This is a genomic window from Alteromonas ponticola (genome assembly GCF_012911815.1).
Taxonomy (GTDB): domain Bacteria; phylum Pseudomonadota; class Gammaproteobacteria; order Enterobacterales; family Alteromonadaceae; genus Alteromonas; species Alteromonas ponticola.
On the sequence record NZ_JAATNW010000004.1, the window covers coordinates 379,513 to 392,628 of the forward strand.

The 13,116-nt window shown below is 47.6% G+C and carries 12 protein-coding genes; 9 read left to right on the forward strand and 3 right to left on the reverse strand.

Annotation, left to right across the window (positions count from 1 at the left end; translation table 11 throughout):
• Window positions 1–28 precede the first annotated feature (28 nt).
• Window positions 29–379: an Mpo1-like protein gene (locus HCJ96_RS08865; RefSeq protein WP_169210678.1), complete on the reverse strand. Its 351-nt coding sequence runs from the start codon at window positions 377–379 to the stop codon at window positions 29–31.
• A gap of 162 nt (window positions 380–541) precedes the next feature.
• Here HCJ96_RS08865 and trxA point away from each other — a divergent pair, with 162 nt between their 5' ends.
• The 6 genes from trxA (at window position 542) to HCJ96_RS08895 (ending at window position 6,178) form a co-directional block, all read left to right on the forward strand.
• Window positions 542–1,402 carry a thioredoxin gene (gene trxA, locus HCJ96_RS08870; protein WP_169210679.1) on the forward strand — a complete coding sequence of 287 codons (861 nt, stop codon included), beginning with the start codon at window positions 542–544 and terminating at the stop codon, window positions 1,400–1,402.
• A 28-nt stretch (window positions 1,403–1,430) separates the two neighbouring features.
• Window positions 1,431–2,600, forward strand: a complete 1,170-nt coding sequence (locus tag HCJ96_RS08875) for an aminotransferase class V-fold PLP-dependent enzyme (RefSeq protein WP_169210680.1) — start codon at window positions 1,431–1,433, stop codon at window positions 2,598–2,600.
• The gene (locus HCJ96_RS08880) at window positions 2,600–2,785 is read left to right on the forward strand and encodes a DUF2065 domain-containing protein (protein ID WP_169210681.1); all 186 of its coding nucleotides are present in this window, start codon (window positions 2,600–2,602) and stop codon (window positions 2,783–2,785) included. The genes HCJ96_RS08875 and HCJ96_RS08880 overlap by 1 nt, the downstream gene beginning before the upstream one ends.
• A 93-nt stretch (window positions 2,786–2,878) precedes the next feature.
• The gene (locus tag HCJ96_RS08885; protein WP_169210682.1) at window positions 2,879–4,177 is read left to right on the forward strand and encodes an adenylosuccinate synthase; all 1,299 of its coding nucleotides are present in this window, start codon (window positions 2,879–2,881) and stop codon (window positions 4,175–4,177) included.
• Between the two features lie 167 nt (window positions 4,178–4,344).
• A complete protein-coding gene (locus tag HCJ96_RS08890) occupies window positions 4,345–5,745 on the forward strand; it encodes an aldehyde dehydrogenase family protein (RefSeq protein WP_169210683.1) in 1,401 nt (466 codons plus the stop codon).
• A gap of 16 nt (window positions 5,746–5,761) precedes the next feature.
• Window positions 5,762–6,178 (forward strand): VOC family protein, encoded by a 417-nt coding sequence (locus HCJ96_RS08895; RefSeq protein WP_211162767.1) that lies wholly within the window; start codon window positions 5,762–5,764, stop codon window positions 6,176–6,178.
• On the opposite strand, the gene ggt is transcribed toward HCJ96_RS08895, so the two are convergent.
• The gene (ggt, locus tag HCJ96_RS08900; protein WP_169210685.1) at window positions 6,160–7,848 is read right to left on the reverse strand and encodes a gamma-glutamyltransferase; all 1,689 of its coding nucleotides are present in this window, start codon (window positions 7,846–7,848) and stop codon (window positions 6,160–6,162) included. The genes HCJ96_RS08895 and ggt overlap by 19 nt on opposite strands.
• 4 nt (window positions 7,849–7,852) lie before the next feature.
• The gene (locus tag HCJ96_RS08905; protein WP_169210686.1) at window positions 7,853–9,229 is read right to left on the reverse strand and encodes a Na+/H+ antiporter NhaC family protein; all 1,377 of its coding nucleotides are present in this window, start codon (window positions 9,227–9,229) and stop codon (window positions 7,853–7,855) included.
• Between the two features lie 228 nt (window positions 9,230–9,457).
• Between HCJ96_RS08905 and HCJ96_RS08910 the strand changes: the two genes are divergently transcribed.
• The 3 genes from HCJ96_RS08910 to HCJ96_RS08920 all read left to right on the forward strand — a co-directional run bounded on the left by HCJ96_RS08910 (window position 9,458) and on the right by HCJ96_RS08920 (window position 13,109).
• The gene (locus HCJ96_RS08910) at window positions 9,458–11,299 is read left to right on the forward strand and encodes a glycoside hydrolase family 3 protein (protein ID WP_169210687.1); all 1,842 of its coding nucleotides are present in this window, start codon (window positions 9,458–9,460) and stop codon (window positions 11,297–11,299) included.
• Between the two features lie 116 nt (window positions 11,300–11,415).
• Window positions 11,416–12,348, forward strand: coding sequence for an ABC transporter ATP-binding protein (locus HCJ96_RS08915; RefSeq protein ID WP_169210688.1), 933 nt, complete (start codon window positions 11,416–11,418; stop codon window positions 12,346–12,348).
• A complete protein-coding gene (locus HCJ96_RS08920) occupies window positions 12,345–13,109 on the forward strand; it encodes an ABC transporter permease (protein ID WP_169210689.1) in 765 nt (254 codons plus the stop codon). Before HCJ96_RS08915 ends, HCJ96_RS08920 begins: the two co-directional genes overlap by 4 nt.
• Window positions 13,110–13,116: the final 7 nt, after the last annotated feature.

The window sequence follows — 13,116 nt, forward strand, 5'->3', positions numbered from 1 at the left end:
TGTTTCTCCTGTTCCCTGCATAGTTGGTTCAGCTATCGTCTTGTTGAGACGCAGAGGTTTTATGTTTCAGGGTTACCCGGCCAATTAAAATATCTTTAAACATGACCCAGTCACCTAGTAAGCTATAAAGCGGGTAGCGAAAGGTCGCCGGCTTATTTTTTTCATAAAAAAAATGTCCCACCCAGGCGAAGCCATAACCGATTAATGGCAATAGCCATAAAAGCGCCCATTTTTGGGTAAGCAAAGAGGTAAAAAGAACGATGAGAACGAGAGTTGAGCCGACAAAATGTAACAACCGGCACGTTGGATGTGTATGCTCACGCAAGTAATAGGGATAAAATTCGCTGAAAGTGCGAAACCGGCTTTCTACTTGACTCATTAGCACCCCCTTTTGTAAAACTAATCTAACATAGCATTTACATCATCACTAGAACAGAACAATGCTTTAAACGGGCGAAAAAGTAAGATAATACAATGTTGTTGTTTTTCTTAAGGTACGCCCCATATACACTCTCACGATCGCAAGAAACAGGCAGAAAAAATGGATAACTTAGTCGCAAATAATATTGTGGATATCACCGTAGAAAATTTTCAGCAGGTCATCCTGCACGACTCGCGCGAAAAGATTGTACTGGTAGATTTTTGGGCGGACTGGTGTGAGCCATGTAAAGACCTTATGCCGATATTGGAAAAAATTGCCGGTGAGTACCAGGACAGTATGATCCTGGCTAAAGTGGATTGTGAAAAGCAGCAGGAAGTCGCAGCCCAGTTTGGAATTCGTAATCTGCCAACGGTGATGGTTGTAAAAGACGGTCAACCGGTGGATGGCTTCGCCGGCGCACAACCCGAAGCGCAGATCCGTGAAATGCTTGCGAAATATCTTCCCCAGCCTGAAGACGAGTATCTTCAACAAGCCATGCAATTTGTTGCCGACGGCGATTATCAGAGTGCTTTCCCGCTGGTTAAGCAAGCATACGAACTTAATCCGGAAAATCTGGAAGCCAAGTTGACTTATATAGACTGTATGATCGAAACAGGCTCTATAAATCAGGCAAAAGAGTTGCTTGCATCAATTAAAATGGTGGATCAGGACAATCGTTATCACGCACTGAATAGTAAAATCGAATTAGCCGAACAAGCCTCGCAGAGCCCGGAAATGCAGAAGTTGAAAGAAGCGGTGGCGCAAAACCCGGATGATTTACAACTGAAAATTGATCTGGCGGTGCAGTTGCAACAGGCGCATAAAGCGGATGAAGCGTTGGAATTGCTTTATCAGGTTTTGTTAAAGGACGTCAATTTTGGCGATGCCAAAAAAGTCATGTTGGACATGATTAATGCACTAGCCGATGGTGACACGTTAAAATCTTCTTATCGTCGTAAGGTCTACAGCTTGCTGTATTAATCGAATTCCACAAACGGCAGGGCATCTCATGTATCAACAATTTTATCAGCGTTTTTTAAATGCAACCAAAGGTAAACAGCATTACGCCTGTCATAGTCATTATTTCTGGCCTGATGTGACCCGCGAAGCGATGCTGGCTTACTGGGATGACAGCGCCAAATGGGTTGATGATAAATGGGAGCACTTTTTTAATGATGTAGTTCCTGCTGTGCAACAGCATATATCACGTACGCTGAACACCGATCATCCGGAACAGGTTGTTTTTGCGCCTAACACTCATGAGTTTGTCTATCGTATTTTGTCTTGTCTGAATCTTGCTGCGCCCCAGACCATTGTTACCACTGACAGTGAGTTTCACAGCTTTAATCGACAAATAAACCGTTTAGATGAATGGGCGAATATTGATGTGGTACGGGTGCCAACACAGCCATTTGCCACCTTTAATCAACGGTTTATTGCTGCGATTAAGCAGCATCAACCTGATCTGGTGTTCTTCAGTCAGGTGTTTTTCAACTCTGGTTATTGGGTGCAGGATATTGAAACGATTGTCAGTGCGGTTGAACGTGAAGAAACGCTGGTGGTGATCGACGGTTATCATGCGTTTATGGCGTTACCTGTTGATATCAACACAATACAACAAAGGGTGTTTTATTTAGGCGGTGGGTACAAATATGCGCAGAGTGGTGAGGGGGTGTGTTTTGCTCATGTGCCGCCTCAATCTAAATTAAGGCCGGTGTATACTGGATGGTATGCCGAATTTGGCGCACTGGAAAAGCCTAAAGACAACCATGTTCAATATAGTGAAGACGGGATGCGTTTTGCGGGCGCGACCATGGATTTTTCCGGTCTGTACCGCATGCGCGCGGTATTCGATTTGCTGGCCAGTGAAAACCTGAATGTTGCAGGCATCAATACCTACGTAAAATATATTCAGCAAACTTTTCTGACACGGCTTGATGAGCAAGGGCATGCGTTGGTTAACCGTCAGGCGCTGGTCGTTGACTCACTGGATCAGTGCGGTCATTTTCTTACGTTCACCATGCCCGATGATGCAACCACGGCCTCAATAGCAGCGTTTTTAAAACAGCATGGGGTGTTAACCGATTACCGCGGCAACCGTTTGCGCTTTGGCTTTGGTCTTTATCACCTTGCCGACGAAATAAACCTGTCCTGTCTGCATGCATTTGAGAATAGCTGATGGAATGGTTATGGCCCGCGCTGGCGATTGTATGCATCATTGAAGGATTAGGACCTTTACTTATTCCCAATCGCTGGCGACTTTATTTATTGGAAATAAGTCAGCAACCTACTAATAATCTGCGCCAGATAGGCGGAATATTGGTCATCATTGGGGCGGTCAGTTTGTTTTTTCTCACTCGCTAAATTTAATTTGCATTAAATTTGTACATAAAGGGGGTGATCATTCACGTACATTTTTGGTAGAATCCCCGCCTAATTTTTTAACACTTCTGATCCATGGCAAAAAATGTAGTCGTACTCGGCACCCAATGGGGTGATGAGGGTAAAGGTAAGGTCGTTGACCTTCTCACCGATCGAGCAAAATATGTGGTGCGCTATCAGGGCGGCCATAACGCAGGTCACACACTGGTCATTGACGGTGAAAAAACCGTTCTTCACTTAATTCCATCAGGCATTCTGCGAGACAATGTTACCTGTATCATTGGTAACGGCGTGGTACTGTCGCCAGAAGCGCTGATGAAGGAAGTCAAAATGCTCGAGGAACGTGGTGTTCCTGTGCGTGAGCGACTCAAAATCAGTGAAGCGTGTCCGCTCATTTTGCCTTACCACGTGGCCTTAGATGTTGCGCGTGAAAAAGCCCGCGGCAGCAAAGCCATCGGTACCACAGGTCGCGGCATAGGTCCGGCTTACGAAGACAAAGTATCCCGTCGTGGCTTAAGAGTGGGTGATTTATTCAATCCTGAAGATTTTGCCAGCAAGCTTAAAGAAGTCTTGGCAATCCATAACTTCACCCTGACCGAATATTACGGTGAAGAAGCCGTGGACTATGATAAAACCCTGAATGATGCACTGGCTGTGGCTGACATTCTTAAGGCTATGGTAATCGATGTAACTGATGAGTTAGATAAGGCTCATCAGGCTGGATTGCCCATCATGTTTGAAGGTGCACAAGGTACATTGCTTGATATTGACCATGGCACATACCCTTATGTTACTTCGTCTAACACTACGGTAGGTGGCGTGGCAACAGGGGCAGGCTTCGGCCCATTACGCTTAAACTATGTGTTAGGTATTGTAAAAGCTTACACCACGCGCGTAGGTTCAGGCCCATTCCCAACTGAGTTAGATTGCGATGTGGGCGAACACTTAGGGGTTAAAGGGCATGAGTTTGGTGCAACCACGGGACGCAAGCGTCGCACCGGCTGGTTTGATGCCGTTGCCATGAAGCGTGCAGTACAGATAAACTCAATTACTGGTTTTTGCTTAACCAAACTTGATGTATTAGATGGCCTTGAATCGCTGCAAATCTGCGTAGGATATAAAGACGCTGAAGGTAACATTAAGGATGTTCCACCCATGGCGGCAGACGGCTACGATCTGGTGACGCCCGTATATGAAGAAATGCCGGGTTGGAGTGACAACACTTTCGGTGTTACCGAATATGAGAAACTCCCACAGGCTGCGAAAGATTATATCGTACGTCTGGAACAACTGACTGGCGTTCCGGTAGATATTATTTCTACAGGCCCGGATCGCAACGAAACCATCGTGTTACGTCATCCGTACGACGCGTAATACATAGGCTTCTTCAGTGACCCCTGGAGAAGCCCGCTTTTTCTTTTCCCGTTTATTTCAGTCAATTCGCCCAAATCTGTGAGCGGGTCTCACTTCAATGCAGTTTGGTATAAAGCGCATCCCTGATACACTGGTACCACCTATTGTAATCAGCCTGTGGTTTTTCAATGACAATCTCTTCCGTCTCGACGCATCATTCCAGCCTTGCAGACGATATTCATCGCTCGTTAAACACGTGTTTTAGCACTGGTAAAACCCGTCCGTTAACCTGGCGTAAACAGCAGCTTGAACAGCTTAAATCCTTGTTGGCGGAAAACGAAAACGCGATTTATGCCGCTTTGACCGAGGATCTGGGTAAGTGTCAGACCGAGTCATGGCTGGGGGAGTTTGGCTTTTTACACAATGACATTGAGCATACACTAGCCAATTTGAAGCGCTGGACCGCGCCGCGCAAGGTGTCTACCCCCTTAGTGGCCCAGCCAGGCAAAAGCTTTCAGCAAGCAGAACCGTTAGGTACCGTGTTGATTATTGGCGCCTGGAACTATCCCTTACAGCTATTACTTGCTCCTTACGTGGCAGCGTTGGCGGCCGGCAACTGTGCGGTGCTAAAACCCTCAGAACTGGCTGAAAATACCTCGTCACTTATTGCCCGTTTGATTCCACAGTATATGGATACCGAAGCTGTGCAGGTGGTGGAAGGTGGCAAAGAACAAACCAGCGAGTTACTTGCATTAAACTGGGATCATATTTTTTATACCGGTGGTGAGCAGGTGGGCAAGATTGTAATGCGCGCGGCTGCCGAATATCTCACCCCGATTACCCTGGAGCTGGGCGGAAAAAGCCCTTGCATCGTCGATAGCACAACTGATTTAGCGACTACGGCCAATCGTATAGTCTGGGGAAAGTGGATGAATGCCGGGCAAACCTGTATTGCACCTGACTATATTCTGGTAGAAAAATCGTTCAAAGATAGCTTGGTATCCGCGTTAAAAAAAGCGCTGGTTCAACAATACGGCGATGACCCATTACACAATGAAGACTACGGGAAAATAATAAATCAGCGACATTTTGAACGTCTTCAAGGTTATCTGAACAATGTTAATGTGTTGCATGGCGGCGGTTCTGATGCGCAACAACGTAAAATAGAACCTGCTATTGTGGAAGTTTCCGATCACACGCATGCGTTATTGCATGAAGAAATATTCGGCCCGATACTCCCTGTCGTTACTGTTGATAACGTTGATGATGCAATTGTTTACATCAATCAGCGGGCGAAACCGCTGGCACTTTACCTGTTTACCCAACGCAGTGAAGTAGAAGCGCAGGTGTTACAGCAAACCAGCGCGGGTAGCGTGTGCATTAACGATACATTGATGTTCATGTCTAATCCTGAATTGCCTTTCGGTGGAGTTGGTAACAGTGGTATGGGGCATTATCATGGCAAAGCCGGATTTGATACTTTCAGTCATTTAAAAAGTATAATGAAACGTTCATTTAAGTTTGATGTGCCAGTGCGTTATGCGCCATTTAAAAAATGGAAATTGGCGATCCTTAAGAAATTAGCCTAACCAGTAGGATGTAATGATGCCCCAACCGTTTCATTTAGCTATTCCGGTAGACGATTTGTCTGCTGCAGCAGAGTTTTACGGCGACCTGTTAGGTTGCGACAGAGGCAGAAGCAGTGAACACTGGATTGACTGGGACTTTTTCGGTCATCAATTAGTGACTCACCTGGTCAACGCCATGCCGTCACCGCCAGAATTTAACCAGGTCGATAATCATCAGGTGCCCGTACCGCACTTTGGCGTGGTACTGACCATGGAGCAGTGGCGGACACTCGCCACCCGTTTAGAAGCCGCCCACATCGAATTTGTCATTAAACCCTATATCCGTTTTAAAGGGCAGCCCGGAGAACAGGCCACCATGTTTTTTATCGACCCGGCAGGCAATGCCTTGGAATTCAAGGCATTTGCCTCAATCGATCAATTATTTGCCAGCTGATCTTTTTCAATTACCAGACTGCGACCACGGCCGCTTTTCTCTGAAGCGGCTTCTAACCCGGCAGCGGTGCGTTTGATCAAATGCACATCACCAAAACGACGTTTGTCTAACACATAACCCATCTCGGTCAGTTTATTCAGTGTTTGTTGATCAAAGCCATCGTGGACACGAATAGTATCCTTTGGCAGTAGTTGATGATGAAAGCGGGGCGCATTCACCGCCTGCTCAGCGTCTAGATTGAAATACAGCGTAGATAAAATCGACTGTGCCACCGACGAGATGATGGTGGTGCCACCCGGAGAGCCAGTGACTAGCTTCACCTTGTCATCGTGCAATACGATGGTAGGGGTCATGGAAGAAAGCATGCGTTTGTGCGGTTGAATTTCATTGGCTTCGCCACCCACCGCGCCAAAGAAGTTGGGTACTCCGGGCTTGGCACTAAAATCATCCATCTCATCATTGAGCAGAAATCCTGCGCCTTCCACCACCACGCCGCTGCCGAAACTCAGATTAATCGTTGTGGTATTGGCCACCGCGTTACCCCACTGGTCCACAATGGAAAAATGGGTGGTATCTTCGCTTTCGGCTAAGCCGGGTCGGATTGAATCCGTATCTGAAATCGCAGTAAGATTAATTTCAGCGGCACGCGACTCGATATAGTCGGGGTGAATTAATGCTGCCTGTGGCACATCGATAAAATCCGGATCGCCAAGGTAGGTGGCGCGATCAGAAAACACCCGTTTACTGATTTCTGCCATCAGGTGCAGATAGGCAGCACTATTATGTTCCAGCTGCTCAATATCATCCGCGCGTTCACTAAACATGCCCAATATCTGCGCCACTGCTACACCACCGGAACTGGGCGCAGGTGACGTGACTACCTCGTAATCGTTCCATTCAACCGTGATTGGCTTACGCCACGCGGCTTCATAGTTGGTTAGGTCAGCTTTATTAATCAAACCGTTATTTTCCTGCATGTAGGTGTGTATAAGCTGGGCGGTTTCGCCTTCATAGAAGCCTGCTCGTCCCTCGGTTTGAATACGCTTGAGGGTGGTGGCAAGTTCGGGTTGACGAAATAACTGATTCGCTTTCATATGACCAAAATACTTGCTGAAATTGCCAATCAGCTCCTGCTTTTGTAGTTTCTGCTGATACCAGCTGACATTGTCAGCCAGTGCCTGAGGTACCTTGAAGCCTTCTTCAGCCAGCGTAACCGCAGGTTGCAATAAACGTTTCCAGGGTAGCAAGCCATACCGTTTATGCGCGGCCCACATACCTGCAACCGTGCCGGGTACCCCTGCGGCGCGCGCACCAAATAAGGAGTTGTACGGTTTTACCTCGCCGTTTTCATCCAGGTACATATCGCGGGTGGCCTGTTCTGGCGCCATCTCGCGATAGTCTAAAAAGGCGGGTTCTCCTTCCATGACCAGTGTCATAAAGCCACCGCCACCAATATTGCCGGCTTCAGGCAAGGTGACCGCGAGGACAAACTGGGCGGCAATCGCAGCGTCAACGGCGTTACCGCCTTCCAGCAAGACGTCCATGGCCGCTTGGGCACTAAAGGTGTCTGGCATGGCAACCGCGTGTTCTTCGACGGCGGGCAGGTTTGAACGATCATATGCGCAGCTGGTAAGGGCTAGCGCGACGAATACAGAGGTAAAAAAGCGCATAAAATTATCCAATCATAATCAGGCTGGTTACAAAATAGGCCACCAGCGTGAGCCCACCCGCGGTTAACGCGTACGGCATTTGCGTTTTCACGTGGGTTAATAAATCACAACCTGCTGCAATCGAGGAGACCGCTGTGGTATCCGAAATTGGTGAGCAGTGATCACCAAAAATACCGCCGCCTAAGATGGCCGCCAGTACCAGTGACGGTGGCAGGCCGAATGCTTCAATCAAGGGCACACCCAAAGGCACTAAAATCGCAAAGGTGCCCCACGACGTGCCGGTGGTGAATGACATGATAGCGCCAGCCAAAAAGAGGGTGGGGACAATAAGATAAATGGGTAGAAACTCGCCCACTATCTGGGCCACGAACACACCGGTTCCCAATAATTTCAGGCTAGCTCCCAGTGCCAGTGAAAATAACACGATAACTACCACTGGGAGTAACTCGCCCATACCCTTAAACGCGGTTTCAACAATGGCCAGATGCCGCATCTGGCGATGGCTGACTAATAACAGGTAGGCTACCGCAGTCGCCATCAGGGTTGCATACAAGCCTGACTTACTGCCGCTACCGTTCGCTATCGAGCCGTCGCCGGTCCAGTACATAAAGCCTACCATCCCGAATACCAAGGTGAGCAGAGGCAATATCATAAAACGGGCTTTGGAAGCATCAGTGGTAGTGAGCACCGAGTCCTCTGTGGTCAGACGCGCTTCTTCCTCGGCCATGGGGCCATGAACTTTATCTTTAACAATGGTATACACTACGATCGCCAGGGTGATTAACGCATAGAAATTGAATGGGACACTGCCCCATAAAATTTCAGCAGAACTTTGCGGCAGACTGTAACTGTCGAGTAAACCGATAATGAAAGCACCCCAGGCATTCAACAGGATCAAAATACAAATAGGGGCGCAGGTACTGTCAATAATGTAGGCAAGCCGTGCCCGGCTCATCTTAAATTTATCAAATAGTCCGCGGGCAAAGATACCGGCGGTCAGTACACTTAAATTAGATTCGATAAATACTACGATGCCGGTTGCCATAGTGACGCCGCCGACCTGACGTTTGCTCTTGGCGACGCCTTTGTTAACCAGGTAATTCACCGTCGCCGCGATGCCACCAGAATCCCTGATCAGCGCCAGCAGTGCGCCAACCAGCAAGGAAAACATCAATATGCGGGTATTACCGGGTGAGGCTGCGACCTCAACAATACGTTCCAGGGTATTGATGGGTGTTATCAGCCAGCTAGGATCGCTGGATTGCCATAACAGTAGCGCTTCGGCAGACAGAATTGCCAGAAAGAGCGCGAGAATAACTTCTTTTTTCCAGAATACGACGATAATGGCGACAAGTGGCGGGATGATGGACATCCATTGCATACGATTTTCCTAACACACTGATAGTTTTAATTGTTATTCTGGCTGTGTCCGCTTAGGGCTGCACCTTGCAAAATTATTTAGCCCTACCGCACCTGTAAAGGCGGGTTTGTCAAAAACGGAGAAATCACATGCTGAGCGATTACACATCACCACAAATTGTCATCATACTGGCATGAAATCAAGTTTGAAACCGTGTGCAATTAAATTTCACTTAAAAAGTAATTATTAATGAAATCATTATCCTTTTTCATCTGGCTATCTTCTTTGCTGTTTCTGACTACGCAGGCCACTGCCACAAGCGTCACTCAAACAGACTATAAACTGGCTATCGGTCAGAAATTGATGCTCGATTTTCGCTATTTTTGTGCAAACAATAAAGTCGGTCAATTTTGCAATGAACCAGTGCTGCAGTTAACAGACGAACTCGCCGACGTGCTGGTGAAAGGGCATATAGGTGGCGTCATTTTGTTTTCTGAAAATATCCAGTCAACAGAACAGGTGGTGTCATTGATATATGACATGCAGATGTTGATGAAACAGCACAGTTTGCCTCCGCTGTTTATCGCGGTCGACCAGGAAGGAGGGCGGGTTGCTCGCTTCCCCGGCCATATCGCTACGCGGTTTGTCGGTAACATGGCTATTGGCGCAACATTTAAAAAACACGGGGCAGACTATGCTGAGTTCGTGGCCGATGGTATCGCCCGCGAGCTCAAGTTACTGGGGATTAATGTCAATTTTGCCCCCAATGTGGATGTGAATGTAAACCCGGCCAATCCTGTTATCAATGTAAGGAGTTACGGCGAGTCACCCGCAATGGTGGCGACACTGGGACAAGCGACCGTAGCCACCTTTCAGCAGCTAGCTTTAATCAGTGTGATAAAACACTTTCCCGGCCATGGCGATACGCATGTAGATAGCCATTCAGGTCTACCCAGAGTGACGCACAGTCGACAGGAAATAGAAGCCAAAGACCTGTTGCCCTTTCGTGCCATAATCGACAGTGAAACCCCGCCTGCCATGGTGATGAGCGCCCATATTCAATACCCGGCGCTGGATAACTCCACCCTTACAACTAAAAATGGTACAGCGACAACCGTGCCCGCCACGTTATCAAGAAAGATCCTGCATGGTCTGTTGCGTAAAGAGCTAGCGTTTGATGGGGTGATTGTCACCGACGCTTTGGATATGCAGGCGATTTCGCAGTTTTTCAGTCAGACTGACGCTACCTTGCATGCGTTTAAAGCAGGTGCTGATATCGCGCTTATGCCCTACGTGATCAGAAGTAACGCTGATATCAAACGCTTCTGGCAGTGGCACCAAACGCTGGTCAGTGCAGCTGAGTCGGGTGAGTTAAATGCCAGTGAGCTGGCGTCCTCAGTGAAGCGCATTGAGCAGCTGAAACAGCAATTTCAGGTGGGAAAGTTTGTTGATAAAACAAAGCCACTGCGTATCCAACAAGCCCAAAACGCGCTCCCAATACCCGCTAACAGGCAACTGGAAAAGCAGTTAGCCAGCGCTGCCATCACCACATTGCTTAATCGAAATACATTACCGTTATCGGCAAAGCGGCGCTGGCAAGTCGTCATGCCTGATCGCGCACGCTGCGATGCATTTATTCGCAGCGTTAAAGCAATTAATAACACGGTTAATATCGATTGCATCAGTCTGGCAGTGATCCCCGAACAGCCTGTTCGCTTTTCATCCAACGATGTGTTTATCGTGGGCGATATCACTCCATTGCATGCAGTGTATGAAATGGGTGGCATGGATCCCCCTTCGCACCTTAAGCGACGCGCGAGCAATCAACAACAACACCAATGGGTGAGATCGGCAATGCACGCAGCCAAAGCTGCTGGCACGCCGGTGGTCCTCGTTGCTCTGCGCACGCCCTATCTGATAAGCGATTTCGCCCAACACGTCGATGTTGCGCTGGCCACCTACGGTTACAATGTAGATGTCGCTGATAACATGGCCAGGGGCGCGGTATTTGAAGCGGTGGCCGAAGTGCTATTGGGTAAGCACAAAGCCCGGGGCAAATTGCCGGTTACGGTTAAGCTGGATGATCACTAGCGCCGGGTGGAGTGTTTGAAGTTTAAGTGAAAGAATTTGAAACAAATAATTTCGCCTGACCTGCTGCCCAATCGTTTAAGATGCGACATGCATTCAGGATTAGTAGTGGGCCAGGCATGTTAGCAGTCAGGGAATTAAGCAAGTTTTACCAGAATAAGCCAGCGTTAGATAATGTCAGCTTCAACCTTAATCGCGGTGAAATTGTCGCGTTGTTGGGCGCCAATGGCTCTGGTAAAACGACCACCGTGCAAGCTATCTGCAATTTAATTGAATTTGAGCAGGGCGATATTCAATTTGACGACGTTTCGGTTAAAAACAACACCCGCTATTTACGCCACGTAGGAGCGGTACTGGATGGCAGTCGCAATACAAACTGGCGATTAACTGCCCATCAAAACGCGGAATATTTTGCGCAAATCAAAGGGATCAAGCCCAAACACTCCCGCCCAGTTATTAATAAGCTTTCGTCTCAGCTTGGACTTGAGCCTCATCGACACAAAGAAGTGATGAAATTATCCACGGGTAACAAACAAAAAGCGTCATTGCTTTGCGCGTTAGCTTACCAACCTGAGCTAATGTTGCTAGATGAGCCTACGCTGGGGCTCGACTTTTCAACAGTAAACGAATTACAGCAAATTATCTCTGAACAAGCGGCCAACGCTGAACAAGGCTTTTTAATTACCTCTCACGATCTGTCGTTTATCGATCAGATATGTGACCGGGTCATTGTGCTGGAGCAAGGCAAAGTCATTTTTAACGGCTCAATAAGGGAACTGAATCAGCAGATGTTTCGCTATGAAATGAAAGTCGTGGCGGAGCGTGAGCATATCGCACGCTTTCAGGAGACGATACAGCTTACTGCGCAGGGAAACTGGGAGCAGCATTGCGATGAAAACAGACTAGTGGTCCACTATGACACTGTGGAGCAGGTGTTACCGCTATTATCGTGGCTGAACAACCAATCCTGGCGTCCCCAGTCGCTACAGGTTAGCGAACTTAATATTGAAAAAGCCTACCGCACGCTGTTAGCTAACAAGGAAGCGTCATGAATTATTTCGATTTATTTATCAATGAAACCAAAGTGCATTTTTTTGAAATGCGTCAATACTGGTTTGAAACCGTCACGGCTCTGTTGATGATAGTCGGTATATTTGTCGGCCTGTTTTTTGGGGTTAAGTCACTCATGCCGGGAATGAGTGAGGGCGACTCACTGGATGGGTTAGTGTTTGGCTTTTTGCTATGGTCATTTGCCAGCAGTGCTTACAACGCGGTTGCCAAAAGTATTATTGAAGACACACAAAAAGGCTACATTGAGCATTTGTTTATGTGTCCGGCTGGGTTTTCAAAACTAATGTTAACCCGCACCCTGGCTGAACTCATCATAGGCTATGGTTATTTAATTCTCATCGCTTTTGTCGCCATGTGGGCCACTGACAACTGGATAGACATTAATTTTTTCTGGCTGTTCTGCTTACTTATGTTAGCGGCACCGTCACTGGTAGGGTTAGGATTTTTAATCAGTGGTCTGGCGCTGCTGTTTAAGAAAGTCGAAACCGTTGGCATGATGCTAAGTCTTGCTTTCATGGGGTTGGTGGCATTAGATGGCTTGCCATTTAACATCTTTACGTTACTGCCTTTTGTGCCTGGAGCTTCATTGGCAAGAGATGTGATTGTCGCGCAGCAACCGGTGAACCTGGTGCACGTTGGTATTGTAGCGCTTAATTCGTTGGTGTATTGTCTGGTAGGTTTGATGGTGTTTCGCCGCATGGAAAAACTCGCCAAACAGAGAAACTTAATCGGTAAGTACTAACATCGGT

Coding starts and splice junctions, on each gene's coding strand:
- HCJ96_RS08865 (WP_169210678.1), bottom strand. CDS start 379: ATGAGTCAAGTAGAAAGCCGGTTTCGCACTTTCAGCGAATTTTATCCC.
- trxA (WP_169210679.1), top strand. CDS start 542: ATGGATAACTTAGTCGCAAATAATATTGTGGATATCACCGTAGAAAAT.
- HCJ96_RS08875 (WP_169210680.1), top strand. CDS start 1,431: ATGTATCAACAATTTTATCAGCGTTTTTTAAATGCAACCAAAGGTAAA.
- HCJ96_RS08880 (WP_169210681.1), top strand. CDS start 2,600: ATGGAATGGTTATGGCCCGCGCTGGCGATTGTATGCATCATTGAAGGA.
- HCJ96_RS08885 (WP_169210682.1), top strand. CDS start 2,879: ATGGCAAAAAATGTAGTCGTACTCGGCACCCAATGGGGTGATGAGGGT.
- HCJ96_RS08890 (WP_169210683.1), top strand. CDS start 4,345: ATGACAATCTCTTCCGTCTCGACGCATCATTCCAGCCTTGCAGACGAT.
- HCJ96_RS08895 (WP_211162767.1), top strand. CDS start 5,762: ATGCCCCAACCGTTTCATTTAGCTATTCCGGTAGACGATTTGTCTGCT.
- ggt (WP_169210685.1), bottom strand. CDS start 7,848: ATGCGCTTTTTTACCTCTGTATTCGTCGCGCTAGCCCTTACCAGCTGC.
- HCJ96_RS08905 (WP_169210686.1), bottom strand. CDS start 9,229: ATGCAATGGATGTCCATCATCCCGCCACTTGTCGCCATTATCGTCGTA.
- HCJ96_RS08910 (WP_169210687.1), top strand. CDS start 9,458: ATGAAATCATTATCCTTTTTCATCTGGCTATCTTCTTTGCTGTTTCTG.
- HCJ96_RS08915 (WP_169210688.1), top strand. CDS start 11,416: ATGTTAGCAGTCAGGGAATTAAGCAAGTTTTACCAGAATAAGCCAGCG.
- HCJ96_RS08920 (WP_169210689.1), top strand. CDS start 12,345: ATGAATTATTTCGATTTATTTATCAATGAAACCAAAGTGCATTTTTTT.